The sequence below is a fragment of the Varibaculum sp. GTC20041 genome (genome assembly GCF_055387755.1).
Window position 1 is genome coordinate 1,984,381 of the sequence record NZ_AP041144.1, and the last position, 24,141, is coordinate 2,008,521.

The 24,141-nt window shown below is 50.9% G+C and carries 31 protein-coding genes; 25 read left to right on the forward strand and 6 right to left on the reverse strand.

Annotated elements, in window-relative coordinates; all coding sequences use genetic code 11:
* Positions 1 to 15: 15 nt before the first annotated feature.
* The 10 genes from ACZ5BI_RS08620 (at position 16) to ACZ5BI_RS08665 (ending at position 8,429) form a co-directional block, all read left to right on the forward strand.
* A complete protein-coding gene (locus ACZ5BI_RS08620; protein WP_316690516.1) occupies positions 16 to 867 on the forward strand; it encodes a tyrosine-type recombinase/integrase in 852 nt (283 codons plus the stop codon).
* On the forward strand, positions 864 to 1,184 hold the full coding sequence (locus ACZ5BI_RS08625; protein ID WP_464896184.1) for a hypothetical protein: 321 nt from the start codon (positions 864 to 866) through the stop codon (positions 1,182 to 1,184). Before ACZ5BI_RS08620 ends, ACZ5BI_RS08625 begins: the two co-directional genes overlap by 4 nt.
* A complete protein-coding gene (locus tag ACZ5BI_RS08630) occupies positions 1,174 to 1,530 on the forward strand; it encodes a hypothetical protein (protein ID WP_238128295.1) in 357 nt (118 codons plus the stop codon). The genes ACZ5BI_RS08625 and ACZ5BI_RS08630 overlap by 11 nt, the downstream gene beginning before the upstream one ends.
* On the forward strand, positions 1,530 to 2,321 hold the full coding sequence (locus ACZ5BI_RS08635; protein ID WP_464896185.1) for a ParA family protein: 792 nt from the start codon (positions 1,530 to 1,532) through the stop codon (positions 2,319 to 2,321). Before ACZ5BI_RS08630 ends, ACZ5BI_RS08635 begins: the two co-directional genes overlap by 1 nt.
* A complete protein-coding gene (locus ACZ5BI_RS08640) occupies positions 2,314 to 2,649 on the forward strand; it encodes a hypothetical protein (RefSeq protein ID WP_024059775.1) in 336 nt (111 codons plus the stop codon). Before ACZ5BI_RS08635 ends, ACZ5BI_RS08640 begins: the two co-directional genes overlap by 8 nt.
* Positions 2,650 to 2,666: 17 nt before the next feature.
* On the forward strand, positions 2,667 to 3,179 hold the full coding sequence (locus ACZ5BI_RS08645; protein WP_464896186.1) for a hypothetical protein: 513 nt from the start codon (positions 2,667 to 2,669) through the stop codon (positions 3,177 to 3,179).
* Between the two features lie 113 nt (positions 3,180 to 3,292).
* A complete protein-coding gene (locus tag ACZ5BI_RS08650; RefSeq protein ID WP_464896187.1) occupies positions 3,293 to 3,766 on the forward strand; it encodes a hypothetical protein in 474 nt (157 codons plus the stop codon).
* 26 nt (positions 3,767 to 3,792) lie between these two features.
* The gene (locus ACZ5BI_RS08655) at positions 3,793 to 4,284 is read left to right on the forward strand and encodes a hypothetical protein (protein ID WP_464896188.1); all 492 of its coding nucleotides are present in this window, start codon (positions 3,793 to 3,795) and stop codon (positions 4,282 to 4,284) included.
* Between the two features lie 375 nt (positions 4,285 to 4,659).
* Entirely contained in the window at positions 4,660 to 7,491 is a 2,832-nt protein-coding gene (locus ACZ5BI_RS08660) for a VaFE repeat-containing surface-anchored protein (RefSeq protein ID WP_464896189.1), read from the forward strand.
* Between the two features lie 80 nt (positions 7,492 to 7,571).
* On the forward strand, positions 7,572 to 8,429 hold the full coding sequence (locus tag ACZ5BI_RS08665; RefSeq protein ID WP_464896190.1) for a class E sortase: 858 nt from the start codon (positions 7,572 to 7,574) through the stop codon (positions 8,427 to 8,429).
* Between the two features lie 47 nt (positions 8,430 to 8,476).
* On the opposite strand, the gene ACZ5BI_RS08670 is transcribed toward ACZ5BI_RS08665, so the two are convergent.
* Positions 8,477 to 8,608: a hypothetical protein gene (locus ACZ5BI_RS08670; RefSeq protein ID WP_464896191.1), complete on the reverse strand. Its 132-nt coding sequence runs from the start codon at positions 8,606 to 8,608 to the stop codon at positions 8,477 to 8,479.
* A gap of 180 nt (positions 8,609 to 8,788) precedes the next feature.
* Between ACZ5BI_RS08670 and ACZ5BI_RS08675 the strand changes: the two genes are divergently transcribed.
* The 10 genes from ACZ5BI_RS08675 (at position 8,789) to ACZ5BI_RS08720 (ending at position 16,207) form a co-directional block, all read left to right on the forward strand.
* A complete protein-coding gene (locus ACZ5BI_RS08675; protein WP_464896192.1) occupies positions 8,789 to 10,339 on the forward strand; it encodes a peptidoglycan DD-metalloendopeptidase family protein in 1,551 nt (516 codons plus the stop codon).
* A complete protein-coding gene (locus tag ACZ5BI_RS08680) occupies positions 10,339 to 11,253 on the forward strand; it encodes an RCC1 domain-containing protein (protein ID WP_464896193.1) in 915 nt (304 codons plus the stop codon). The genes ACZ5BI_RS08675 and ACZ5BI_RS08680 overlap by 1 nt, the downstream gene beginning before the upstream one ends.
* A 2-nt stretch (positions 11,254 to 11,255) precedes the next feature.
* Positions 11,256 to 11,534 (forward strand): hypothetical protein, encoded by a 279-nt coding sequence (locus ACZ5BI_RS08685; protein WP_464896194.1) that lies wholly within the window; start codon positions 11,256 to 11,258, stop codon positions 11,532 to 11,534.
* 103 nt (positions 11,535 to 11,637) lie between these two features.
* Positions 11,638 to 12,186 (forward strand): hypothetical protein, encoded by a 549-nt coding sequence (locus ACZ5BI_RS08690; protein ID WP_464896195.1) that lies wholly within the window; start codon positions 11,638 to 11,640, stop codon positions 12,184 to 12,186.
* 8 nt (positions 12,187 to 12,194) lie between these two features.
* Complete coding sequence (locus ACZ5BI_RS08695; RefSeq protein WP_464896196.1) at positions 12,195 to 12,530, forward strand: helix-turn-helix domain-containing protein; 336 nt, start codon at positions 12,195 to 12,197, stop codon at positions 12,528 to 12,530.
* A gap of 104 nt (positions 12,531 to 12,634) precedes the next feature.
* Positions 12,635 to 12,895, forward strand: a complete 261-nt coding sequence (locus tag ACZ5BI_RS08700) for a hypothetical protein (RefSeq protein WP_464896197.1) — start codon at positions 12,635 to 12,637, stop codon at positions 12,893 to 12,895.
* The gene (locus ACZ5BI_RS08705; RefSeq protein ID WP_464896198.1) at positions 12,888 to 13,721 is read left to right on the forward strand and encodes a Fic/DOC family protein; all 834 of its coding nucleotides are present in this window, start codon (positions 12,888 to 12,890) and stop codon (positions 13,719 to 13,721) included. The genes ACZ5BI_RS08700 and ACZ5BI_RS08705 overlap by 8 nt, the downstream gene beginning before the upstream one ends.
* Positions 13,722 to 14,313: 592 nt before the next feature.
* Positions 14,314 to 15,180 carry a hypothetical protein gene (locus ACZ5BI_RS08710; protein ID WP_464896199.1) on the forward strand — a complete coding sequence of 289 codons (867 nt, stop codon included), beginning with the start codon at positions 14,314 to 14,316 and terminating at the stop codon, positions 15,178 to 15,180.
* 108 nt (positions 15,181 to 15,288) lie between these two features.
* Positions 15,289 to 15,672, forward strand: a complete 384-nt coding sequence (locus ACZ5BI_RS08715) for a single-stranded DNA-binding protein (RefSeq protein WP_464896200.1) — start codon at positions 15,289 to 15,291, stop codon at positions 15,670 to 15,672.
* A 55-nt stretch (positions 15,673 to 15,727) separates the two neighbouring features.
* Positions 15,728 to 16,207 (forward strand): hypothetical protein, encoded by a 480-nt coding sequence (locus ACZ5BI_RS08720; protein ID WP_464896201.1) that lies wholly within the window; start codon positions 15,728 to 15,730, stop codon positions 16,205 to 16,207.
* 231 nt (positions 16,208 to 16,438) lie between these two features.
* On the opposite strand, the gene ACZ5BI_RS08725 is transcribed toward ACZ5BI_RS08720, so the two are convergent.
* Positions 16,439 to 16,999 (reverse strand): hypothetical protein, encoded by a 561-nt coding sequence (locus ACZ5BI_RS08725; RefSeq protein ID WP_464896202.1) that lies wholly within the window; start codon positions 16,997 to 16,999, stop codon positions 16,439 to 16,441.
* A gap of 13 nt (positions 17,000 to 17,012) precedes the next feature.
* Complete coding sequence (locus tag ACZ5BI_RS08730) at positions 17,013 to 17,402, reverse strand: hypothetical protein (RefSeq protein ID WP_464896203.1); 390 nt, start codon at positions 17,400 to 17,402, stop codon at positions 17,013 to 17,015.
* A gap of 763 nt (positions 17,403 to 18,165) precedes the next feature.
* Here ACZ5BI_RS08730 and ACZ5BI_RS08735 point away from each other — a divergent pair.
* The 5 genes from ACZ5BI_RS08735 to ACZ5BI_RS08755 are packed head-to-tail and all read left to right on the forward strand — an operon-like array spanning position 18,166 to position 22,087.
* Positions 18,166 to 18,546, forward strand: a complete 381-nt coding sequence (locus ACZ5BI_RS08735; protein ID WP_464896204.1) for a plasmid mobilization protein — start codon at positions 18,166 to 18,168, stop codon at positions 18,544 to 18,546.
* Positions 18,543 to 20,255, forward strand: coding sequence for a relaxase/mobilization nuclease domain-containing protein (locus ACZ5BI_RS08740; protein WP_464896205.1), 1,713 nt, complete (start codon positions 18,543 to 18,545; stop codon positions 20,253 to 20,255). The genes ACZ5BI_RS08735 and ACZ5BI_RS08740 overlap by 4 nt, the downstream gene beginning before the upstream one ends.
* A gap of 14 nt (positions 20,256 to 20,269) precedes the next feature.
* On the forward strand, positions 20,270 to 20,641 hold the full coding sequence (locus ACZ5BI_RS08745) for a DUF4913 domain-containing protein (protein ID WP_316690489.1): 372 nt from the start codon (positions 20,270 to 20,272) through the stop codon (positions 20,639 to 20,641).
* A 14-nt stretch (positions 20,642 to 20,655) separates the two neighbouring features.
* A complete protein-coding gene (locus ACZ5BI_RS08750; RefSeq protein ID WP_316690487.1) occupies positions 20,656 to 20,796 on the forward strand; it encodes a hypothetical protein in 141 nt (46 codons plus the stop codon).
* Positions 20,789 to 22,087 (forward strand): hypothetical protein, encoded by a 1,299-nt coding sequence (locus ACZ5BI_RS08755; RefSeq protein ID WP_464896206.1) that lies wholly within the window; start codon positions 20,789 to 20,791, stop codon positions 22,085 to 22,087. The genes ACZ5BI_RS08750 and ACZ5BI_RS08755 overlap by 8 nt, the downstream gene beginning before the upstream one ends.
* 53 nt (positions 22,088 to 22,140) lie before the next feature.
* On the opposite strand, the gene ACZ5BI_RS08760 is transcribed toward ACZ5BI_RS08755, so the two are convergent.
* The 3 genes from ACZ5BI_RS08760 to ACZ5BI_RS08770 all read right to left on the reverse strand — a co-directional run bounded on the left by ACZ5BI_RS08760 (position 22,141) and on the right by ACZ5BI_RS08770 (position 24,137).
* Positions 22,141 to 22,839 (reverse strand): glutaredoxin domain-containing protein, encoded by a 699-nt coding sequence (locus ACZ5BI_RS08760; protein WP_464896207.1) that lies wholly within the window; start codon positions 22,837 to 22,839, stop codon positions 22,141 to 22,143.
* A 13-nt stretch (positions 22,840 to 22,852) separates the two neighbouring features.
* A complete protein-coding gene (locus tag ACZ5BI_RS08765; protein ID WP_464896208.1) occupies positions 22,853 to 23,374 on the reverse strand; it encodes a hypothetical protein in 522 nt (173 codons plus the stop codon).
* 85 nt (positions 23,375 to 23,459) lie between these two features.
* On the reverse strand, positions 23,460 to 24,137 hold the full coding sequence (locus ACZ5BI_RS08770; RefSeq protein WP_464896209.1) for a hypothetical protein: 678 nt from the start codon (positions 24,135 to 24,137) through the stop codon (positions 23,460 to 23,462).
* Positions 24,138 to 24,141 lie beyond the last annotated feature (4 nt).

Below are 24,141 nucleotides of genomic sequence, written 5' to 3' on the forward strand. Positions count from 1 at the left end.
AAAGGGCTTTATCAAATGAGCGAGAAAATGATTTACGAGTGGGGCGTAACCATGAAGGCCGAAGGGCTATCACCGAGCACCGTAAAAGAACGTGTAAGGTTGCTGAATCAGTTTGAGCGGCAAACCGGAGCCTTAGTCGAAACCGCTACCGCGCAAGTAATAGTGCAATGGCTTGCCAGGTTTGAAGATCAAGGCACTAAAGCCTGCTACTTCACCCATCTTTACGCTTTCTATGAGCACCTTAAACGAATCAAGTTCAGGCTTGATTCGCCTACTGACCAGATTAAACGCCCGAAAGAGCCGCTAAAGCGTCCGGAGGCTATCACCCCGAATCAGTTAAAGCAGATACTTGACTACCCGCTGCGCACCGATACCCGCTCAAAGATTCTTTTCGCAGCCTATGCCGGGTTGCGGGTATCAGAAATCGCTAGGTTACACGAGAACTGGTTTAACTTTGCTGACGGGCTAATAACCATCCACGGAAAAGGCAATAAGACTGTTACTTTGCCGCTACATCCCATGCTGTTAGAGAGAGCGAAAATCCATGTAGGCAACGGATACTTCTTCCACCATCCCGATCATCCTGGCCAACCGCAAGACTCTCACGCCGTGTCCCGGTGTATCGCAACCAATATGCGCCGCGCCGGGGTAAACGCTACCGCTCACCAGCTACGACACTACTTCGCTACCCAGCTATTACAAACCGGTACCTCGATGTTCGTGATCCAAACCCTCATGCGCCACGAGTCAGCAAACACGACCGCCAGGTATATCCATGTTTCTCAAACAGACCAGGTAGAAGCCTTAAAAGCCCTAACCGCTACGCCTTTACAGGCCGATCAACTATTGAAAGAAGCAATCAAATGATCCGAATAGACAATAAAACCCATGACAATATTCAAACCCAAATCACCGCTTGGCTATCTAGTACAACCCGACAGAAAAAAGCTCAAGCCGCGCGCGACCTATATCAAGCCTTAACCTACGCCAAAGCAGCCAAAGCGGAGAGCACAACCGGTTGGGAAATATCAGCCAACCTGCTACAACAAGCGCTAACAAATAATCCCGCCAGGGCAGAAATGAAAGAAAGATTCGTAGCTGAGGCACGCCTAGTAAACGCTGCACGAAAAGTAATCGCAATATCCAAACCATCACCAAGGAGGAAACCACGAAATGACTACTAAAAAAATGGCTACTAAGAAAAAACTGATAGATGACGCGCTTTCCAACCTTTGGGGTATAGAAAGCTATCAGAACGAAATCATTTCTTGTCGCGAAGAATCCGATGTTGCCTTAGGCGAGCTAAAAGGCATTCTCGAAGATTTTCCTCGGGATTTTCAGACGGGCATAGAAAAATTAAACGCCTTGCTAGATGCGGCTTACAGACTGGAGGGCTGGGCGATAGCTCACTACCAGAATATCCGGCAGCTAGGCGCGATTTTGACGCAAATCGAGAATATCCAAAGCATCACCAAGGAGAAAACCAAACATGAAATCGAAAACGCCACACCGATTGGAGGACAACCGTAATGATTACTATCGCTATATGTAACCAGAAGGGCGGAGTCGGTAAATCTACCACCACGTTCCACCTGACCCGCACCGCTATTTTAGCTGGCAGCAGAGTGTTAGTGGTTGATTGTGACCCGCAAGGAAACCTAACCAGCGCCCTCACGCCAGACTTACTGGCTGAGGACACTATCGGCCTTGCAGACGCGCTTTCTACCCGCACCCCGCAGACCTTGCCCGAGGTCATCACCCGCACCATCTGGGAAGGTGCTGACCTGGTGCCCACAGTTGGGGACGCGCTAGGAGTAGTCAGAGATGAAATCCTGCTATCCCGGATCGGGGGTGAAAACCGGCTCCGCAAAGCCCTAGATAGCGTGCGCGAAAGGTACGACTTGTGTCTTATTGATTGCCCGCCATCCCTAGACTCCCTACTGATAAACGCCCTAGTAGCAGCTAGCACAGCCCTTATCGTGACGCACTCAAAGCAATGGTCTACTAACGGGCTTGCCAGCCTGCTAGAAACCATGAACGCGGTACGGGAAACCCAAAACCCCGGCCTCACCCTAGCGGGAGTGCTCATTAACCAGCACGAAGCTAGAACCAGAGCCGGAACCTATTGGGTGGACGCGCTACGGACAGCCTCCAAACAAGGCGGGTTTAAAATCCTGCAACCCCCAATCCCTAAACGAGCCGTCATATCCGACTGTGTGGAGTGCGGAGCAGGACTCGACCAATGGGCAGCAAACACAGCAGACCTACAAGAAAAGTACCAGGAAATATATCAACAAGTGAAAGGAGAACACCATGAATAACGCGCCCAGGCGATCTAAACTCGCTGGACTAACCCCCGCCAAACCGGGGCAGGCAGCCGAAATGCGCCGCACAGAACCGCAAGCCGCTAAAGCGGTCAGGCAAACCAAGATCACGGTGCGCCTAGATGCTGAAATCGTGGGACGGGCTAGGCAGGCGTGGCTGCAAACCCTGCCAATCCACCAGTTATCCTGGGCGAAATGGATTGAGACAGCTATTAAAACTCAAACAAACCAAGTAGAATTAGAACATAACAATGGAAGGGTTTATGAGCAGCTACCCCCAGGTAGTATTCCTCCCGGTCCCATAAACTCTGACCCGACCAAGTAAATAAAGGAAAGATAACCATGAAAACCAAGACCACTAAGCGTATCCTGGCGGCGCTGATCACGATCCCTATCGCGATCAGTCTAACCGGGTGCGGCGGTACAGACGCTAAAAAATCCGAACCTAAAAAACCTGCCGTAACCACTAGCCAAAGCGTTAAAACTCAGCAAGCGAAGGAAAAGGCGCAGGCTGAGGCAAAAGCCAAGCAAGAAGCTGAGGCCGCCGCTAAAGCACAAGCACCGGCAGCGCCCGCGCAGCAGCAAGCCGCCACCAATAGCGGGAATAAACCGGCAGCGCAGCAAGTGCAAAAGCCTGCCGCGCCCGCACCAGCTCGGCGCGCACCACAACGCCCTGCCCGCCAATACCAGGCACCCGCAAAACCTGCGCCAAAACCCAAAACCCATAGCGGTAACAACGGAGGCGGATACAAACTCCAACCCGGTGAGAGGGAGTTTGATAAGAATAGCATTGACAAGAATGGGAACATTACCGGTGGTGGTGATTCCGAGGGTAATGTTTGGGATAATTGGTGATGAAGAGGGCAACGTTATCAATACGTGGTGCTAGTCTTTAGCTGGGCTAACCGATACAGCAGACCCCTATCCTCTGAGGAGTATAAGTGATGTTGTCTAAGTTGAGTTGTCGTGTGCTTACCGGTGTTATTACTATCTCGGTGATGTTGGGGTTGGCTGCCTGTAATGGTCAGGACGTTAAGAAGTCTGAGCCGGTAAAACCTGCCGTAACCAGCAGCCAAAACGTTAAAGACGAGAAAGCTGCGAAGGAAAAAGCACAGGCTGAGGCAAAAGCCAAACAAGAAGCTGAGGCCGTCGCTAAAGCACAAGCACCGGCAGCGCCAGCACAGAAACAACCTGCCACCAATAGCGGGAATAAACCAGCAGTGCAGCAAGTGCAAAAGCCTGCCGCGCCCGCACCAGCTCGGCGCGCACCACAACGCCCTGCCCGCCAATACCGGGCACCCGCCAAACCAGCACCCAAAAAACCAGCCAAGAATAACTCCGGATACAAACTAAAACCTGGGGAAGTATGGATAGATAAGAACAAAATGGATAAAGACGTCTCTATAACCCTAGGCGGAGACGAGGACGGAAACGTATGGTAAATACTTCTTATTAAGGAAAAATAACCATGAAACCCAAGACCACTAAGCGTATCCTGGCGGCGCTAATTACGATCCCTATCGCGATCAGTCTAACCGGCTGCGGCGGGACAGATGCTAAAAAGTCCGAGCCAGTAAAACCTGCCGTAACCGACAGTCAAAGCGTTAAAGACGAGAAAGCTGCGAAGGAAAAAGCCCAGGCCGAGGCCAAGGCGAAGGCGGAGGCCGCCGCTAAGGCACAAGCTCCGGCCACGTCTGCATCGCAAAAACCTGCCGTGAAACAGGCGCAAAAACCGGCGGTGCAGCAAGCACGTATAGCTGCCCCATCGCGTTCCGTGGCGAAAAAACCGGCACGTCAATACCGGGCACCCGCCAAACCAGCACCCAAAAAACCCGCCAAGACTAACTCGGGATACAAACCGAAGCCTTACGAAAAGGAATTTGGGAAAAATGATGTTGGAAGTGACGGAACCATTACAGGTGGCGGTGACGAGGACGGCAACGTGTGGCACGGCTGGTAAACATAATTAAATAATCGTTACTGTAAGTGAGCCAGGGGATCATCCCCTGGCTCACTTCATTTATAGGCGAGCATTTTGCCAGGGCTTCTTTATAGATATGGGAACGTGAAGGGTTTCCACTGTCTCCTAATAGATACAAAAACCTGTACCCCCGGCCTTTTGGCCGGGGGTACAAAACCGCTAAGAGACAGATGCCTAGCCACGCTCCCTTGAATCTATCGGTAGATAAAAGGAGTAACAGTGAACACTGGTACCAAAAAACGAAGCGCAATCATAGCGCTACTAGCCCTAATCGTAGGGTTAGTAATACCCCTAACGAGTCCTACACCCGCCCATGCCGTAAAAACGGGGCCTGGTTATCTTGTGCCATCCACTATGGGAGAAGCACCCAAACATTGGTTAGGCGCACACGAATCAGTAACCGGAGATGGCAAGCTGGCTTGGTGCATCGAAATGGGGCCGCTGGGTATTGCCCCCGGCCAAACGGTGACCAAGGAAACCCTCACCGGAGCGGGCGCGATGACTAACTACGGTGGAGGCGATATCGACCTCACCAACGTTGCCCAAGTAGCATGGATTCTCGACAAATACGAAAACGTGAATACTAACGACTCCAGGGCAGCAATCTCCATGATTATCCACTTTAACCTGGAAAATAACAAAAACTCCGCAACAAGCAAAGCGGAAATTTACCGGGTATGGGGTTGGCTACAAGCCAACCATCCTGCCGCTGTTAACCTTGCCCGTAAATATGTGCAAGAAGCCAAAGCCTCCGGGGTACACTCTTACACCTCCACCACCCACACCGGCGAGGGAAAACGCGAGGGTACGATCAATAACATCGGAATCAAGAACGTATCCGGCAACCACATTGCAGGCATTCCTTACACGTTAACTCTTAAGGGGCCGGCAGTATTTACTGCCAGTGGTAAAAATACTCTTTCGGGTAAAACCGCAAATAAGCCGATCACGGTTAACTGGCGAGCCACCGGAAACGGGAAAGTCTCTTTCACCTACGCCTACACAGTACGAGACGCTTTAACCAAGCTCACCGGGCCAGCCGGAAAACAGCGCATGATTGCTAACCGAGCAGACCCAGAGGTGAGGAAAAACCCTGGTGGTTCTTGGGATGTTATCTTTGATTTCCAGCCTATGGCTACTTCGAAGGTAACTGAGCCTTCCGTGGCATCTAACAAGGGCGAGATCACTGACACTCTTAAGGCTTTCGCAGACCCGAAGTACGCTAACCCGGAATGGGTTAAAAATACTGAGGTGACCTATAAGGGCGCAGTCTACTACATGGGCGAAACCCTGCCCTCTAAAGCTCAAGCAGTACCTGCTGGCGCGAAGCCAGTAGCTACCACTAGCTTGACCTTCACCGCGCCTGGTGAGAAAACCGCGACCGTAAAAGCCGATAAGCCCGGGTTTTACACTTGGGTATGGTCAGTAGACAAGAAGGGGCAGAAAACTCCCGACTTGATTCACGCTAACTGGACTGACGGCTACACCGTGGCCGGGGAAACTCAGGTAAAACGCACTGTCGGGAAGATTACCTCAAAGAACAATGTAATCAAAGTCCACTCTGGATCGGATGCTAAGTTCTTCCTTAACGACTGGGTAAAGGTAGATGGGTTCCCCACCAACCACCCCACCTTCGCAGGTTACGGGGCTATCAAAGCCGACCATAAAACCATTGACCAGCACCTATACTGCGTACCTTCTACGACCAAGCTGGCCGAAGGTGTAACCCGGGATATGACTCCGGTTAAGTCTTGGACTATTCCCGCTAAGAACGGTGACTACCGGATCGCTGACTACTTCCCGGAGGCTCCCGGCGAGCATATCCAAGATATTGACTGCCGAGGCACTTTAGTGTTCGTATCCGAGTTTGCAGGCGATGACCGGGTAGAGCCGCTTCGTACTAGCGAGCTAGACCCGAACGAGTCTTTCGTACCGGATCAGCCTGGTATCCACACCACCGCTACCGACAAGGCAGACGGGGACAAGTTCCTACCCTTAACCGGAATGGTAACCATCACCGATAAGGTGACCTATCGCGAGCTAGCAGCAGGCAAGGAATACACCTTGCAGGCCACCCTAATGGACAAGGCCACCGGTAAGCCCTTCCAGGATTGCAACGATGTTGCAACCGTGACTGACTATTCCGGAAAAATCCAGAAGGTAGTCACCGATTTTGCTAACAAAATCAAAATCGATGGTACTTACGATTACCTAGTTAGGGACGGGAAAGTCTCATCTAAGGCTTTGAACTCTATTGTTCCTGGCTTTGGGGAAGGCCGCGAACTTAACAACATAATCGAAAACGCTGGATACAGCGTAGAAGATATTCTAGGTCTCGGCGCGGTCGTAGGCGCTAAATCTCATACCGGCGCTGGCGTGTCAGAAAGCCGAGGAGTTGTCTCGATGACCAGCCCGAAGAAAACCGTTGATGTGGAAAAACTGGCTAAAGCTATCTCTAGCGAACTGGTCAAGTACCTGAAAGATCATCCTCAAAAAACTGAGGGCAAGGATTGTAAGCCGGTGACCGCGACCAAGAAGTTCACCCCTACGCACCGTAACGGTGTAGTGGAGATTGATATTCCGGTACGCGCCGAACTACTAGCGGGTAAAACCACGGTTGTTTTCGAGGACGTGCTGCGCGAAGGTAAAGAACCTATCGTGCACCACGATATTACCGATAAAGACCAGACGGTTTACTCCCCGAAGGCTAAAACCACCGCTACTGATGGCAAAGATGGGGACAAGATCGTAAACGATGGCAACGTTAATATTAACGATGTTGTTGAATACACTTCTTTGATCCCTGGTGAAACCTACACCGTAACCGGCAAGCTCATGAACAAGGAAACCGGTGAAACCGTTGATTGCATGAAAGGCAAACCGGTCACCTTCAAAGCCGACAAGTCCGGTAACGGTAAAATTTCTGTATCGTTCTTCGGTAACTGCAAAGTCAAAGCAGATACTCACTGGGTAGTATTCGAGGATATTTACACTGGTAAAACCCCGAAAGGCACCCACGTTGTAGAACACCACGACATCAACGATGTAGATCAAACCGTAACCGTTGTGCCTACCCCGGTACTAGCAAAAACCGGTACCGCTAGCACCATTAGCCTGCTGTTCGCCCTGGCATTAACCGGAGCAGGAGCAGTAGCGCTTTACACCCGTAAACGCGCACGGCAATAAACACAAATAGGAACCTAGGCCGCGCCAAGAAAATCTCCCATTTTTCTTGGCGCGGCCACCCTCCAACAAGGCTGTTGCAAATGCATTACCCGCCAAGATCAAGCAACCGGGAACAACGCGCCGCCAGAGCCGCCCGAGCAAACCCTGAACCAGCAACGCCAGCAACACCAACCTGGCAAGCCATGCCAGCAACACCAGCACCACCGGCAGCGCCAGCAAAGCAAGCAGATGGTAAGGATCAGCAGCAACCGAAATTTGATTTAGTTACCGCTATCGGAGAACTGATTGTTATAGCTGGTATTTTCGTGGCCGCGTTTACGCTATGGAACCTGTACGTAACTGACCTGCAAGCAGAACGACAAACAGCGCAAGCGGTTGAAGATTTTAAAGCCCCCTGCCCTGACATAACCTCCCTCGATGAACGAACCAGCCCGCCACCCGAAATAGGGGCAGTAACTGCGGGGGAAGTGTTCGCAACCATGCACGTACCCGCCTGGCGCTATATGACCATCCCTATCAAAGAAGGAACCAGCCAGGCAGTGTTAAACACTGGCGCTGCCGGTCACTACCTTGGCACCGCTATGCCCGGGCAAATAGGAAACTTTTCCGTAGCCGCACACCGGCGCACCTACGGCTCGAACTTCCGCCGCGTAGACATTCTAAAACCTGGCGATCCGATCATTATTGAAACCAAAACTGCTTGGATCATCTACAAAGTAGAATCCACCAGGATTGTTAGCCCGAAAAATCTGGACGTTATCAAACCCAACCCGATAGATGACTCCAAACCATCCCAAGCGTACCTGACAATGACGACCTGCCACCCTGAATACGGCAACTCTGAACGCTTCATAGTCCACAACATTTTCGATCACTGGGTACCCAAAGACACGGGAATCCCGAAAGAACTAGCGGGGAAAAATCCATGCTCAAACTAATCTGGTCACGCCTGCCAGGCGGGCTAATCCTCAAATCGCTACAGACACTAATCCTGATAGCCATCATCGCTATCATCTGCCATTTCTGGCTCTTTCCTGCCATCTCCACCTATATCAGCCAGCCAGAAATCTAAAGGATGCACAATGCTTGACCCGATTAACCAAATCACCGACCTCATACCTAGCAGGAACTATGAGGACGCACGCTGGGTGTGGAACTGTCTTTGCCGCTTCGGCTACACCAGTAGCGACCTAGCCAGCGGGAAAATCCGTGTCGGCCTAATCCTCGATCTTGCCCAAAGCATAAGGAGCAAAAAATAATGAGCCTTCACAAAAAATATCCAATAAGCATGGCTACTATGCTCATTTTTTTCCTATCCTTTGCCGGAGCAATACCCGCCACAGCCGCTCAATACTGCCAAACCCAAAACGAAATCGGAGCAACTGGCAATGCTAGCGGGGCTATCGCGGGACAAACCCCCACCAAAGCGATCCCGTGGGTCAAAGCCGCCTACGAAGGCGCGGGACACCGCCTCCCCGCGAACTTCTTCGCCGGAATGATGTACTACGAATCAGACTTTAACCCCACCATCCGCAACTCCCTAGGATACATGGGGCTATGCCAAATCGGCACAGAAGAATGGCGACACCTAACCGGAGGAACACCCTCAAACCCCAACATTTACGAGCCTTTAACCCACGCTAAATACTGCGGGAAACTCTCAGCAGAAAACCTCGACAAAGTCTTAAAAGCCCGCGCAACAAACCTGCCAGCCAACCTGAAATCCCTACCCGATTGGCAGCTAGTCATCCTCGCCCACAACGCGGGACCGGCCTATCTAACCCCTAAAAAGAACGGACGAATCCCTAACGAAACTCGCCGCTCGATCGGGCGCATGATGCCCTACATGAACGCTACAACCACTAACAATAGTGTCACCGTAGCTAGCGGCACAGGGCTACGCGCGGGCGCGGCCACCAACCCCCGCGCCTTAAAAGCTGCCATCCAAAAAGCCATAAAACCCGCTGCTTGGGATGGTAAATTCGATGCTCCCGCACCCGGCAAACTTCACGTCACCAGTCCCTATGGACCGAGAAAACATCCCGTCACCGGCAAGATGCAATTCCTTCATGCTGGAACCGACTATTCCCAAGAGGCAGGAAAACCCCAATACGCTACCGCACCAGGCAACGTATTATCTACTAAATATGAAGGCACCGGTGGTAACACCGTGTGCATCAACCACGGCGAATACGCGGGGGCAACCTGGAAAACCTGTCACCGGCACCTTTCAAAGTTCTTGGTAAAGCCCGGCCAACAAGTCCAAAAAGGCACCCCCATAGGATTAACCGGGGCTACCGGGCGAGTGACCGGGGCACACATCCATTACGAGATTTACCAAAACGGCAAACCCATAAACCCTGAACCATTCATGAAAGGAGCAACCGCCACCCCCACCAGTGAAGCAGGCAGCGATCTAGGCGCTACTGGCGGTATTTGCTCTTATCTGCCCGGAGGCGGTGGCGGCGGCCTAGCAGGTGATGACGCGCCGCTTAACCCGTCAGGAAACAAAGTCGTTGAAGCCGCGCTACGCGAACGCGGAAAACCCTATGTTTGGGGAGCCGAGGGACCGGATAGTTTCGATTGCTCTGGCCTTGTCAAATGGTCATACGCGAAAGGAGCAGGAATCAACCTACCCCACCAAAGCGGCAAACAAGCTAACTCAGGCACCCAACTATCAGTAAGCGCTGCCCAACCAGGTGATGTGCTGTGGAAACCCGGCCACGTAGGAATCTTCATAGGCGAAGGGAAATTCGTACACGCCCCCCACCAAAATGACGTTGTAAAAGTAGCGGATATGAAATACGGGAAATGGCAAAAAGCCATCAGAATAACTAAGGGTAAATAATGGATCGGATAGAAATCTACGATAACGGACGAGCAGAAATCCACACCGGTGATGGTGTCATCACCGTTACCAGCCCCAACCAGGCAGGACTGCGCACAGCCGCGATCATAAAAGCCCGGGCACTAGGATACCGGCCAGTAACGCGAGGAAGGCTATCAAAGCTACCGATCAAACGTGTCCTTACAACCGCGCTAGTCCTGGCCGCTACCTGCGCGCTAGGCGCGGCAAGCGGGTGGATAGTACACGGAGCAACCCTCTCCAAACCGGCCACTCCGCCAAAAACGCCGGAACCGAAAATAATCACCCGCACTATCCATTCTTCTCACCTAGCCGGAGCTAACCTATTCACCTGCCGGACAGGAACAGACGGCAACGGCATCACCTGCACCGGACTAAACGATACTGGGCAACTAGGAACTCTCACGGCGGAAATAACAAGCTATGAAATAGAAGAGCTTAAGAACAAACCGATCAGCATCATCACTGCCGGGCGATCCACCAGCTGCGCCGCCACAGCAAACAGCGTGTACTGCTGGGGAAAAAATGATACCGGGCAAGCAACCGGTAAACCAAGCAATACGCCAGCCACCCCAACAGCCGTACTCACCGGCAAAGGCGAAATCACGGCCTTAACCATAGGTGCCGCCCACACCTGCGCCGCCACCGGCACTAGCATCTACTGCTGGGGAGATACCTCAAATGGGCAAATAAAAGATACTGGCCAAACCCTTACCCCCACCAAAATGAGCCTCCCTAAAAACATCAAAGGCCAGATCGTGACCCTGGAAAGCTCAGGTTACGTCACCTGGGCACAAACCAAAACCGGACAGTGGATCGCGTTCGGGAACAACCGGGCAGGAGAAATACCCGGAGCTGAAAAATCAAGTCACATCGCACCTACCGAAATCAAATAACCATGCGAAGAACACTAATCAAAATCGCGGTACTGATCCTGGCCGCCATGAGCCTATACACCATCGCCCGCCCCTACATACCAAACATTGCCCGCCACGAAACCCTACAAGCAGAAGTCTGTGCCAGGCTGCAAGAACAAGACCCCACCTTCAACTGTAAGAACCTAACCGAAAAAAGCGCCCGCCAAATCAACAACCTACTAACCCAAGGCAAAAGCCCCGCGCAAATAATCCAAGAAATCCAAAACCCCACCCCACTCGACCTACCCGAAGGAAAATAACCTAAAAATAGCTACGAAATAATAGGTAAAACCAGTTAATACCTGCTATAATGGTAGGAAAGGTCAGGGAAGAAGTCCCGGCCACCTGGTGTAAGGAATTAAAATGGCTGGATATTTTAATCATTCAATGAGCAACAATGCACTAGCTGCATATTCAGGCGGTTTACGCCCCATATCCAAATGGACTAAAAAAGACTTGATAAACCAAGTTCTAGGTTATGAAAATTGCGGATTCACACGCGCCGAGCTAGAAAGTTGCAGCCTTAAAGCGTTAAAACACTACCTACTACAATACGAGGAATGGCATCACACCTCTAAACATTTTAATCGCACCAGTTTCTACGGTGTCAACCTGGAAAACGCCGCAGACCAAACCATTTTAGAAGCGATGAAAGCCTTTATGCCTAGCGCGGCCACCAAACCGGCCAGTTACAAAGGCGAAATAAAATTCGAGGAATGGATCGGCACCAGAAATAACGGGCGTTTCCATACCCGTACAGCGTTAGCGATAGTAAAAAATAACTGGGCATACACCCTTAAAGGGAAAAAACTGGTCACAGGTAATCACGTTTTAGGTATTGAACGCTTCAAGCGCGCGCCGAAAGGCACCAGCACCGAATTTGCGGAAATTGCCAAGAAATACGATTTATAGGAGTATCCATGTTAGCTGACTTTTCTTTACAATCCTCACTACTAGGACTTAACGCCGCTGATCTGGCACGAAAGTTCGAAGTCCAAGAGCGCACCGCACGCAGGTGGCTAACAGGTAGAGCTATGCCACCAGAACCGGTAATCGAACAGGTACAAGAATCCTTTGAGTCCTTCCTTGAATCACTTGGCAGCATGATCGAACTACTTGATGACAATGAGGAAATATATGCCCACATCCTTGACCCGGAACAAGCAGAATACAAACACATGAGGCCACTTGTTCAAGCAATATATTTACTTTGCAGCCTTTACCAAATCGAAACAGAGATAACCTTCAAGCAATAAAAGTAGTCACGGCCGTGACTAATATAATTACCCGGAAACTAGCAGTAACCCCTGGTAAATACTATAATTAGTCATATATCGAACGAAGAGAATTAGGGAAAATTATGCAACTACAAGCCAGCGAAACTAAACCTAAATACCGTCCCGAAGATCAGCTCACACCATATGCCGAGGTGGCCAACGCCCCGACCCCAGCAGAAGCGGCGATAGCATTTGCTGACGTTGCTATGAATCTTGCTGATATGCCGGTAACTGATCCTAGAACCCGCGACATCGTGCGCCAGGTAGCGGAACAATCCCTCAGCGCCGATGAAGCAGTTAAAATTCGTTTATCTGAAATCCTGGGCAAGTGGCCAAGTGACTGAAACCAGTCAGTTCAAAACCTGGAATGACTACTACATACCTGGCACCGCTACACTCAAAAACAAGTTCACCAGCCCAGGTAATCCATACGGACAAACCGATCCAGACCTATTAGAAGAGGCTGAGCAAACGGCAACAAACATCCGTATCGCGCAACTGGCACGATCTCCAATTCCAGGCCATTTTAACTATGATCACATGAAACGTATACACCAGTATATCTTTCAAGATGTCTATGAGTGGGCAGGGCAAGAACGTGTAGCACCAACCAACGCTCACATGACGAAATCCTGGGCAGACGTTGTTCATTACCCGCTAGGCGATCCCGCCGCACCCAAAATCACTTATTTCTTCTATCCAGCAGGACAAGCCCTAACCGATGCGGCTAACGCACAATACGAAAAACTTGCCGCTAATAATTACTTGCGCGGACTCCCACGCGAACGCTTCATCACTGAACTAGCTGAAATATGGGGTGAAATTAATACCATTCATTCCTTTAGAGAAGGCAACACCCGTAGCCAATTTGTCTTTTTCTCCCAACTTGCATCTGAGGCAGGATGGGACATTAACACCATCGCATACATCAATGATCCCAGGGTAATGAACGAATTTAAGGCCGCACGGTTTTACAGTCAGGCAACCGGTTCCAACCACCGAATCGCAAACGTGATAGCAAAACACCTAACTCAAATCAAGAACACAGGACAACCAGCCACGCCAAAAATTCGCACGCAAAGCCCGCAGCCCCGCCGCCACCACCGGAACTATCAAGTACGACCACCCATAAATCCAAGAAGAAACAACCAGCAGGGCTACTCTTTATAAAACATTTATCAAAGTACCTAAGCTGTTTCTAAAGTAAAATGTTACGGCCGTAAACTGTATTGCCAAGCGTTAACTATATTTACGTAACATTTTAGCAATGAACCTCCCGCCACCTGGCCGCTAAAATAACGCTATCTTTTCTGCGCGCGGCTGGGTTTTGCGGGCAGGCCACAGCGCCCTTAACGGTACGATCTGGCCTGCCACTTAAAACCCCAAAACATACCACCCCTAACGGGGCAGGAAAACCCGCTACGCGGGATGCTGCGCGGCGAAACCCACGCAGCACAATGGCCGCCCTAAACGGGCGCTACTGGGCAGGCTTCACGCCGCTAACGCGCCTTAGAACCCCACCTGAACCGATATTTTTTCCTCACCGGGAACCCAATTATAACGTTCGCTACGCCTGGTCAAGCCGCGCAAAGCGCGGCCACCAGTACGTAAATATGCGCAAGGTCACCGCGCTACGCGCCCTGACCTTCCCCACATTTCCTCCCCTAAGCCCTACGGGTTGACAAGGCTGCGCTCTCGTTCACTGCTACGCAGTGCCCGGTGAGGCAAAAACAAAGTCAAAGTCCTACCTAAGGGAGACACCATGAGTAAGGAACTAGCAAAAGATTCTGATCTTTCATTAACCGCCGCGAAGCCTTTTACCCCACCCGATACCCCAAAGGGTTGCGAGCGCGGGAAAGTTTTTGTGGGGAAAGTGAAAAAATGTCACCCCTACCATCGGGGCAGCGCAGGGATCGAATACGAAGCCCCCAGCCATGACGAAATTCTAAATGGTGACTGGTGGCTGGTAGAAAAATGGGAGGCCATAGATAGCATAGTACTGAAATACTGCACACCCACCGGCTATGTATCCGAATTTTACGACAAGGACGGAATTCTTCGAGATCAAACCTTCCTAGATAAAAACTTAAGACCAATCCAAGACCTAGAGAACTGGGCTAACAAAGGCTGGCATCGTAACGGCAAAAAGTGGAGCCGCCAGAAAAACGTGATACCCGACAATGGAGAAAACCTTGATTACCTTAAGGATTATATTGAAGCAACTGGCGGAAAACTAACCGTTGATGAAGTGTTTGACGAGCAAGAACGACTGACTTGGGAACGCTACTTTCGGGTAAAGGATGGGGAATTCTTTGACGTAAGAGAAAGTCATCACCTGAGAGTACCTTACTGGCAAACAAACAACATGATCTCTTATAGCTTTGATGGCATTGATTGCGCCCCTGAAAACGAGCCTTGCTACTACGCTGCCAAGGACGGCGTTGTACAGGTAGCCAGATACAGAGTAAAACGTGGAAGTAATAGCGTTTATCACCGTACCGATGGACCAGCGATAATCGACAAAAACGCACCAAAGTGTAGGCAGGAGCGCTACTTCCTAGAGGGAGTCGAATACACCAAAGCCGCGTGGGAAAAGAACGTAAGGCAGCTACAGTCAGGACGAGCCTAAAGAACTCACCACATAAGCGATCGAAGCACGCCACCTGCCATCTATTCATGCCGCTAAATCTTAATAGAAGTGACCTAGAAAATTTACGTACTTTAAGGAGAAATAAAAATGAGTAAATATGGACCGAAAATTCAAACTTTATCTTTCCTAGCTAAAGACCCTGAAGTTCGCTATAAGCCGGACGGAACAAAAATTATTAACCTGCTTGTAAACGATACCCCGATAAGACCAGGAACCAGAGTCGGAGATAAGAACCATTACATTGGTGAGCAAATCTGGCTAGTAGCCGAAGCGTGGGCAGAAAAAGCCGAGCAGATCGAAGCGTTGAACCTGAAAAAGGGCGACTACGTTTCCATTACCGGAAGGCTTTACATTACCCGTTCAGAATACCGAGATAAGGACGGGCTAAAGCGGGTACGGTTTGAAAAACGGATCCGGTTTATTGAAGTCGAACTTAAAGACCCCGAAAACCCGCCAAACAAAGCAAGTTAGACCCGAAAAACCCAAAGCCCCAATCCAGCAACCCAACACCAAAAGGAGAAAATCAATGTACCAGGAACACCAGTTGCCAGAAAAAGCATGGCTAGCGGAAGTATTTACCGAAATAGCCGAAAAGGTTGAGAATACTTGGGCGACAACAGATGATGAAAATCCAGGCTATCCTAACGGGGCGGGCGTACAGGAAACAGAGTTAATCGACAAACTTGCTAATGGTGCCAGCGATGAAGACACCGCTATTAGTGACGCGATCACAACTATATTTAACCGCTTCGATAAACTCCTAAGTGTCACATTCCCTAGCGGTATTGATGATGATGTTTACTGCGACCTGTGCGACTGGCTAAAAGAAAACCTAGCGGCTGCCGGGGAATCCAGGCAACAACTTAAATGCGCCGAAATTATCAGAGAAGTCCAATATGAAACTGAAAACGTTTCTACCCCCGACGGACTCCTTAAAAATCTTGAGCGCTACGCCATGCGGGCAAGCCGGGACGAGGAACGCAAAAATGATTGGGAGGGAGCCTGAAAAGAATTGCCGATATAGGGAAGGCGGGCGCGATCCCAGGATAAGATCGCGCCCGCTGATTGTGTTCCCTTGTTCCATGAGTTTTATCGAATAATTTCGATGCACTCTTACCGGATCGTTACCCGTCCGGTAAGCCTATGTTTTCCCCTCCCCTGTCCCGGTATTACACCGGAACTTTAGGGGAGGGGATTAGCCGTTAAATATAGTCAGGGAGTAGCTTCATTTAACGGCTTATTTATCGCTGCCCACCCCAGGCGTAGAGGTTAGTTTTTCTGGAGTGTTTTTGCGAAGTTTCCGCACTAAAATTGTGCCGCCGCCACCAACTACCAACAGCAAGGCGCAAAGCCCACCAGTCATTGCGAGCGCGCCGGTCTTAGCTAGCTCGCCTTGACTCGAAACATTTTGAGTTTGGATAAAGCGTTTACTACTGCGAGGGCTGGAATAATTTCTAGCTTTGCTGACTGGTTTTTTCGCGCCAACCGAAGTGGTTTTACCGCTAGTGTTACCGGCAGGCTTGGTTGGAGTAGTTGGAGTTGTTTTTGTAGGCTTTGGTTCCGGCTTCGGATCAGGGTTAGGATCGGGCTTCGGTTCCGGTTCCGGATCAGGCTGCGGTTCGGGTTTCGGATCGGGTTTAGGATCAGGCTTTTCCGTGACTGTTGGTACTGGGTCAGGTGCCGGGTCAGTATCAGCCGCGAAAGCAGGCAATGCCGTTCCTACACAGCAAAGCGTGGCCGCGAATAAACCCGCGCATCCTTTACGCATCTCAGCATTAATAGTTTTTCGTTTACCCATTGGAAAATCCTCCCTAATTGTCGCCGTTATTTTCCAGGTTTGGTTGTCCATATTCAGTCGAAACTGTTACTGCAATTCCCGTTGGCTCAAGCTCGCGCGTAAACGGTGGTTTAATAAATCCAAGCGGCGTTAGAAGCCGCGCAGCGCCAGGAAAAGATTTCCAGATATGCAAGTAACGATTACTTGCCTCTACTAACGCGATTTCTGCCTCTTTTAATGCCCTAGTTGTTTGAGCTAGCTCTGTTGCAGTAAAGCTTTTCCTTGCCATACTCCAACCCTCACCCACTCGATAAAGCACGGTCAATAAATAAACGGCGCTCAGTCGCAAAAAGTTTCCGGTAAATCCCATAACCAGAACTGGTACATACCGGCAAACAAACACACCTGCCACATCATTGATCAATCGGCTTCACCGGACAGGGTAAATAATGAATACCGGATCTCTTCCCCATTTACTGTAGTGAAGATAACCAGAACGTCTTTCGGTTTTACTATCCGGCAGCAGTAGCCGGATAGTAAAACCGCCCTGAACGCGGCGCAGGCGTTGCCGGTAAAACTTCTCCCCCGCGCTGCCCTTACTCCCAGACTAAAAATTACGGGATAAAAACTCGAACTGTACGCCTCAGTTTGCCGCGAAATTTTCCGGAACTTTTCCCGGAAAATTTTCGGTACAAGAACGCAAACTTTTCTGCAAAAGTTTTGAAAAAATTTTGGGAAAATTTCTGGTACACGTACCCGAAATTGTTCCGGTACAAAATCTGATCACAAATCACGTCCTTAGAATCCTCTCATAACGTGACCTGCGTCATATTTTGGAAATTCGCCTCCGGGAGTCCCGGACGCAAGATGTGTTCCCATGTACCCATAGGAACCTTGTAGGACTTACGTCCTAAAGTGCGCTTCGCTGGGAAACTGTTTGTTACATGGCTTGTTACATGGTTTTGTACCGGGCTTAGTACCGGAAAATTTTCCGGTACAAGTATCCAAACTTTTGCTGAAAAGTTTCGAAAAAATTTTGGGAAAATTTCTGGTACACGTACCCGAAATTTTTCTTGAACTTTTCCGTGAACTTTTCACGTTCGCGGCAATGGTTTGCTTAGCGCTGGGGAGGGTTTGCCGGGCGGTCTTTATATAGGCGTGGAAGAAGATAAGAGCAAGGCCGTCCTATGAGCCGGAGACAGCCGAACGCGCGCGGTAGCTACACGCGGACAGTAAAAGCGAAAGTAACCCAAAGTGATTACGAAAAAATAACTAGCGCGGCTCAGCAAGCCGGTATGAGTATTGCGGCCTGGATAGTGCGCCGCGCGGCCACCAATCCGAACGCCTTAAAAACGATTGATGTTGAAGGGTTAGCTGATGCTGTAACTCAGCTTAGAATCCAGCAGAGAACACTAGCTGGAATGGCCAATAACTTGAACCAGTTAGCGCACTGGGCGAACGCTAACGAAAACTTCCCTGCAACCGCTATCCAGTTCACTCAAGTAATAGATACGCAACGCAAACGCTGCGCCGAAGTTGTAGAAAAAATCAGGGAGCTTTTGCCGTGATAATAAAGCTCATTCCTGCCAGAGATGCAACCAGTCTGTTTGAGTACCTGGCAGGGGAAGGAAAACACAACGAACACGTAGACCAACGAGTGATCTATAACAACCAAGTATCCCCTGCCGAAACGGTCACGCCGATCACGAAAAAGGACGCTAAAAATCTAGCTACCGATTTTGAAACCTATATCAAACAGTACGGGTCAACCCGCACGTTCAAATCCAACCGGAAAGAGGCAAAAAATAGCAGTAGGGACAAGCTAAACCTGTATCACGGGGTAATGTCCCTGGAACCGGATGAAACCCCGCCAAGTGATGAAACCTGGGCAAAAATAATAGACCGTTACTCAACCCTAATGGGATGGCAAGAAGCAGACGGAAACTATGCACCCGTAATCGCTATCACGCACGGCAAATCTGCCGGGGGAAGTCCTCACATTCATTTCGCGGTATCAACCGTAATGGCCAATGGGCAAATGATCCCGGACTCGAACTGGAAAAGACGCTCAATAAAAGCCAAAAGAAAAATCGAGGACGAGTTCGGTCTAAAACCAATCGAATCCGAGCGGGCAGGATACTCTAGGCGCGATTGGAAACAGCCAGAAGAAAAGCGCCGCAAAGTACGCGGACGCACCATAAAAGAATCCCGCTACCTACAACGCGCCGTAGCCTCCGCCGCACTAGCCGCGAACAATGAGGCAGAGTTCGCGGCACTACTAAGAGGCAGCGGGCTAGACATTAACCCGCGCTTTGGAAAAGGCGGGAAAGTAACCGGTTATTCAGTAAAAATAAAAGGCGATAACGAGTGCCCCTGGTATGCTGCCGGGAAACTCTCACGACACCTCACTTTGCCCGCGCTGCGGCAAGACCAAGGATGGGAAAAAACAACCAATACCGAAGCCTCACGGTTGCAATGGGAAAAAGGCTACGCAATCTCTTTCGGAGCGCCCCCACCGTTATCAAAAATAATGCCCGACTACGCTAGGCGCATACGTGCATTTTCTCGCACCGCGCCCACCTCACCGGCATGGGCTACGCGCGCGCGAGAAGCAGGCGCAGTTCTCGCAGCAATGAGCATGAGAATCGAGAAAAACCAACCCGGAAAATTATGGCAAGTAGCCCTGACCCTATACCGGGCAGGAGAAACCGCGCGTAGACAAAACCCAACCCAAGTAATGCGTGAATCAAAAATGCTTGCCCGCACCCTACTAATATCGTCCCGGCTCACCCGATCTAACACTTCCCGAATCCTCGCCGCCTCAATCATTATGGCCGGGCATTTACGCGCACAAAAACAGTTACAAGAACAACAACTTGCCGCCCAAAAAATCCATGAAGTAATCCGTCAAACCTTAACCGAACTACAAGCTAACCCACCCGAACCAGGCGCTCCCTTAACTGCCCGCCCGATAGCGGACTTAGTGCCGCAAAGCGAGCTAGATAAAGCAATAGATGCTGGAAGAATTATTTACACGAAAGGCAAGGACAAGTGGCTGATAAAAGGAAAGAACCTAAACCCTGGACAAATCGTTACCGTAACCCGAAACGATGGCGAACAAGAACAGGTACGAGTAGGCCAAGTAACCCGTACAAACAAGCACGGCCACAACTGGGCAACTTTCACCAACATTCCCGCCCCCGCTACGCCGCGCCCGGCAAGCACGGGGCAAGTAACACCAAAGCCCCGCGATACCTCTCACGATCTTGAAATCTAACGGAAGGAAAAATAATGGAAACTATCTTTGAAAACGCGGCAGATTTTACCGAACGCTACATCCGATACAACTGGGATCGGAACCTACGCGATGACACCTCTAGGCAATGGTGCCCGAAGTGGTGGTGCCACCCCGAAGCGTACACGCGAATAACCTTCCTGTGGGCATGGTACGAGTTCGCGTTTACTTCCGATTCTTATTCCGAAATGGCGCAATGGTTACAGTTCTTTGACTACGAGATGGATGCGCTCACCCAACCCGGCGGATGTTTCCGTCATTGCGTAGGAGGCCACAGTGATGCGGTAGCCTATCAGGCCGAAGAATTTCCTCTCACCCCCGCCATAGACGCACTCGCTTTCCAAAGCGAAGAAAACAAGCAACAGTAAAGGAAAAAATCACGATGAATGACATGAACCTTTTAATCGGGTCTTTAGCCGAAACCGTAGACCAACTTAAAGCCGACCTCGCCGGTGCTTTAAGCCGAATCAGTGTCCTTGAAAACCAACTCGCAACCCCCCTGGAAGAACCAGAAAATGAGTGAACCAATCTGGCAAACCTTATGTGCCCTGGATGACCAGGTAACCTGGGCGCAGCTATTAACCTCCCTGCCGCGCTTTTACCATTACTCCCCTGCTAACGCCTACCAGATCGCAGCCTGGCAGGCACAACTAGCGAAAACCAACGCGAGCCTAGCCGTAGGAGAACTAGCTCTTACTAGAGCAGGCTGGAACTATCTCACGGCAGGAGGCAGAGGCAGAGCAATCAAAAAAACTGCCAAGCCATTAACCTTGACTTTCCTAGACTTGGAAGGCCGAGAGCAAACCTGCCAAATCTACACCTACTCCCAAACCTACGGGCGAAAAATCCGTAAAGAAGCCCTACCCACACCGATAGCCGCGCCCGCACTCCAAGACCGGCTACACACCCTACTAGCCCGCCGCTCCCTGTCGGTAACCCGCACTCCCGCCGCGCCGTCTGGTGGCCGCCTAAGCGAGAATCAACACTCGATAGAATTACCTGAAAAACCACTCACCCCGCCCTTGATCCACGCGACCTGTCACATCATTGACCAAACCGGAAACCCGCAAATAAACCATGACGGTAGCGGGGAAATCGTGGCGCAAGCCGTCACCTACGCGCTTTGCAAGCACATAGGTGACCCGGACTCGCCGCCCCCACCAAGCCCGCCTGCCCGCTGGGCTGGCGGTGACCAAATCCTGGCCGCAGATATTTACTCCCGCGCCATATACGCAATCCGACAAATCCTATCCGGCCTTGAAGATGACCCCAGGCCGCTTTGGGGGAAAGCTGCACTACGCAGGATAGAAAACGCCAGGGTAGCCACCCTCACACCACCCACCAGCGAAGCAGGCAATGCTGACAATGCCAGCAATACTGGCATTGCCGATAATCCTGGCAACCCCGATCCCAGACCAATAATTCCAGTAGTACCCCTAAGCCTATTCACCCCTAACCAGGCAGGCCAAGACTTAAATCTCACCATTGCTGCCAACCCGCCAGATAACGAAGCAGAAAAACTCGCCTCCCGCCTACGCACCCTCAAAGTCGCCTTCGATACCTGCCGCCTAAACGAAAACCCTGACCTAGTACAAGCCGGGGAAAAAGCCGGATACAAAACCGGACCGATCCTTTTCGCCGGAACCACGGCGCTCATGGAAGGGGCAGGCTGGCATGACATTATGCGAGCCACCAAGAAAGCCCGCGCGTTGCTCCCCGTAGAAAAACGCCCAGACTCGCGCGTGCGAGGTCAAAAACCCTACCAGCTATCCAGGATACGAACGCGGCCTGAAACCGCGTTAAAACGCCAATAAACATGGTTAAGCGTGTACCCCCAGGTATTCTCTGGGGGTACACGCTTACTTACTTATATGCCCAGACCTGGCTGCGGTATTGGGCGTGGCCGCACCGGATTGGGTGGCCTATTCTTACGAACAGGAGGCGCACCCGAATAGATCATTTTGCCTTCGCTCCACGATTCGATATAGATCGCTTTACCGCGATTGTCGTAGCGCTCAACGCACCGCGCGCCATCGAGTACCCCGTTTTTGGTACGCCGAACTTCTTTCAACGCTCCATCACGGTGATACGCATATGATTCTTCCCGCCAGTTGTTATCATCATAAAACACCCGCTCATCCAGGACTCTTCCATGATGTACAAACTGTTCCTGATACAGTTTCCCGTTTCCATAGAATTGTTGAAAGGCGGCACCATCCGAGTTGTGTACTCTGCCCTGATTATCCTTCCAAATGCGAAAACGGGGCACACCTCCCGTCCAATACCATTCAGTAAGTACCGCGTCATTATCACTAGGCTTAAACAAGGGTGGCACAGATTTTAACTGGTCAGGCCGGTATCCGCTCCATGCCTTAATCTGGCCACCAGCCCCGTTTACCATCACTACCGGTACGGAGGAAAATCCCTGTGCCTTTAGCTGATCCACCGCGCGCCCCGCGTCCTCAGTTCTATACGGGATATTGTTCTTGTCCAGCCACCTAGTAGTCGATTTGCACTGCATACAGTCCGGCTTTGTGTAGACTACTACCTCAACATCATCACTCATTATCTGCACCTGCCTACGCCAGGCCATGGGCAGCGCTAGGTGTACTGCGCACAGCAGGCTTTACCCCACGATTTGCAGGATGACTGGCATCCGTGGCCGCGCCCTTACTAGCAGGCTTGGCGCTACGGGCAGTACCAAGAGCTTTATCCATGTCACGCAACCTGGCTTTTTCGCCCTCCGAAACCCCGCCCTGCGCGCCCGAATCTTTCCCATAATTGCGCGGCCACGACCTATCCGAATAATTCACGTACCTGCCGGTATCGCGTTCAAACTCCCTGTGCAACCGCCCATCACCGGTGCCACCCAGCAAATCTGCATCAATCACGTCATAGCCCAGCCCACCCTTAAAAGTGTGTTGGCCTGCACTATTAATCCGGTGGTCACGGATATGATCTGCCGGATTCAAGCCTCGATCATGATAAAACTTCTCCACCAACGGCCAATCCTTGCGGTGGATAGCAAACGTTCTCACCCCCGTCATCGGGTTCTCTCGAAGTATTTTCAGATGCATCCGGTCACGCCAGTAATCATCCATAAAAACTCACCACTCAATCATTTATAGAAACTGCACCCTCAACGGGGTCTTGCATCCCTATAAAGATTGAGTGGCAAACCAGTTACTATTTAGTCATCGATGTTCCCCGTTGACGGCGAGCCTGCCTCACCCGCACCCTCCTTACTGGTTTACCCTTCGGCTGCATCGGATCAGGGGTACGCCCGGCGATAGGTTTACCAAACGCGGCGTGCTGATCCGCAATGCCCGCCGCCTCACTCTTACTAGCACCGCTAGATTGGAGGCCATTAGCGAGTTCGCGTTTATGCTCACTCGACCCATACAGCACCTCACTAGATGAGGCCGCCTCCACGCTCTCAGTTTGAGCCTGCCGGGAATCAGCTTGAAGATCATCTACTAACTCCGAATCGGCTTCAATATCCCGTTCATCCTCATTAGCAATCACCTCGCGTGCCTGCTGATCCAGGCTATCCGCCACTTCACCGCGATCTATACCGGAATCTTTCAACCGATCAGCCTGCGCCTCTAACGCATTGGCTTCAGCAATCAGGGCTTCAAGCTCACTATCAGAAACCCCATCAATAATATTTCCCAACCGGACACTATCTCCACCGGATTGAGCCATCATTTTCTCAAAATTACCGGGCGACCAGCCCGCATACTGCCTCATAATAATCGTTTCTCTAGCAATATCGCTCACCCTAGCGGCCACCTGCCCAACCCTCTGCTTACCAGAATGGACAGCGCGAAGAACTTCTCCCCACGTTTCATCACTTTCGTGCATTAAC

What these genes read in the sequence shown, in the direction of transcription:
- ACZ5BI_RS08620 (WP_316690516.1), top strand. Translation starts at nt 16, where the DNA reads ATGAGCGAGAAAATGATTTACGAGTGGGGCGTAACCATGAAGGCCGAA.
- ACZ5BI_RS08625 (WP_464896184.1), top strand. Translation starts at nt 864, where the DNA reads ATGATCCGAATAGACAATAAAACCCATGACAATATTCAAACCCAAATC.
- ACZ5BI_RS08630 (WP_238128295.1), top strand. Translation starts at nt 1,174, where the DNA reads ATGACTACTAAAAAAATGGCTACTAAGAAAAAACTGATAGATGACGCG.
- ACZ5BI_RS08635 (WP_464896185.1), top strand. Translation starts at nt 1,530, where the DNA reads ATGATTACTATCGCTATATGTAACCAGAAGGGCGGAGTCGGTAAATCT.
- ACZ5BI_RS08640 (WP_024059775.1), top strand. Translation starts at nt 2,314, where the DNA reads ATGAATAACGCGCCCAGGCGATCTAAACTCGCTGGACTAACCCCCGCC.
- ACZ5BI_RS08645 (WP_464896186.1), top strand. Translation starts at nt 2,667, where the DNA reads ATGAAAACCAAGACCACTAAGCGTATCCTGGCGGCGCTGATCACGATC.
- ACZ5BI_RS08655 (WP_464896188.1), top strand. Translation starts at nt 3,793, where the DNA reads ATGAAACCCAAGACCACTAAGCGTATCCTGGCGGCGCTAATTACGATC.
- ACZ5BI_RS08660 (WP_464896189.1), top strand. Translation starts at nt 4,660, where the DNA reads ATGGGAGAAGCACCCAAACATTGGTTAGGCGCACACGAATCAGTAACC.
- ACZ5BI_RS08665 (WP_464896190.1), top strand. Translation starts at nt 7,572, where the DNA reads ATGCATTACCCGCCAAGATCAAGCAACCGGGAACAACGCGCCGCCAGA.
- ACZ5BI_RS08670 (WP_464896191.1), bottom strand. Translation starts at nt 8,608, where the DNA reads ATGAGGTCGGTGATTTGGTTAATCGGGTCAAGCATTGTGCATCCTTTA.
- ACZ5BI_RS08675 (WP_464896192.1), top strand. Translation starts at nt 8,789, where the DNA reads ATGCTCATTTTTTTCCTATCCTTTGCCGGAGCAATACCCGCCACAGCC.
- ACZ5BI_RS08680 (WP_464896193.1), top strand. Translation starts at nt 10,339, where the DNA reads ATGGATCGGATAGAAATCTACGATAACGGACGAGCAGAAATCCACACC.
- ACZ5BI_RS08685 (WP_464896194.1), top strand. Translation starts at nt 11,256, where the DNA reads ATGCGAAGAACACTAATCAAAATCGCGGTACTGATCCTGGCCGCCATG.
- ACZ5BI_RS08690 (WP_464896195.1), top strand. Translation starts at nt 11,638, where the DNA reads ATGGCTGGATATTTTAATCATTCAATGAGCAACAATGCACTAGCTGCA.
- ACZ5BI_RS08695 (WP_464896196.1), top strand. Translation starts at nt 12,195, where the DNA reads ATGTTAGCTGACTTTTCTTTACAATCCTCACTACTAGGACTTAACGCC.
- ACZ5BI_RS08700 (WP_464896197.1), top strand. Translation starts at nt 12,635, where the DNA reads ATGCAACTACAAGCCAGCGAAACTAAACCTAAATACCGTCCCGAAGAT.
- ACZ5BI_RS08710 (WP_464896199.1), top strand. Translation starts at nt 14,314, where the DNA reads ATGAGTAAGGAACTAGCAAAAGATTCTGATCTTTCATTAACCGCCGCG.
- ACZ5BI_RS08715 (WP_464896200.1), top strand. Translation starts at nt 15,289, where the DNA reads ATGAGTAAATATGGACCGAAAATTCAAACTTTATCTTTCCTAGCTAAA.
- ACZ5BI_RS08720 (WP_464896201.1), top strand. Translation starts at nt 15,728, where the DNA reads ATGTACCAGGAACACCAGTTGCCAGAAAAAGCATGGCTAGCGGAAGTA.
- ACZ5BI_RS08725 (WP_464896202.1), bottom strand. Translation starts at nt 16,999, where the DNA reads ATGGGTAAACGAAAAACTATTAATGCTGAGATGCGTAAAGGATGCGCG.
- ACZ5BI_RS08735 (WP_464896204.1), top strand. Translation starts at nt 18,166, where the DNA reads ATGAGCCGGAGACAGCCGAACGCGCGCGGTAGCTACACGCGGACAGTA.
- ACZ5BI_RS08745 (WP_316690489.1), top strand. Translation starts at nt 20,270, where the DNA reads ATGGAAACTATCTTTGAAAACGCGGCAGATTTTACCGAACGCTACATC.
- ACZ5BI_RS08750 (WP_316690487.1), top strand. Translation starts at nt 20,656, where the DNA reads ATGAATGACATGAACCTTTTAATCGGGTCTTTAGCCGAAACCGTAGAC.
- ACZ5BI_RS08755 (WP_464896206.1), top strand. Translation starts at nt 20,789, where the DNA reads ATGAGTGAACCAATCTGGCAAACCTTATGTGCCCTGGATGACCAGGTA.
- ACZ5BI_RS08760 (WP_464896207.1), bottom strand. Translation starts at nt 22,839, where the DNA reads ATGAGTGATGATGTTGAGGTAGTAGTCTACACAAAGCCGGACTGTATG.
- ACZ5BI_RS08765 (WP_464896208.1), bottom strand. Translation starts at nt 23,374, where the DNA reads ATGGATGATTACTGGCGTGACCGGATGCATCTGAAAATACTTCGAGAG.
- ACZ5BI_RS08770 (WP_464896209.1), bottom strand. Translation starts at nt 24,137, where the DNA reads ATGCACGAAAGTGATGAAACGTGGGGAGAAGTTCTTCGCGCTGTCCAT.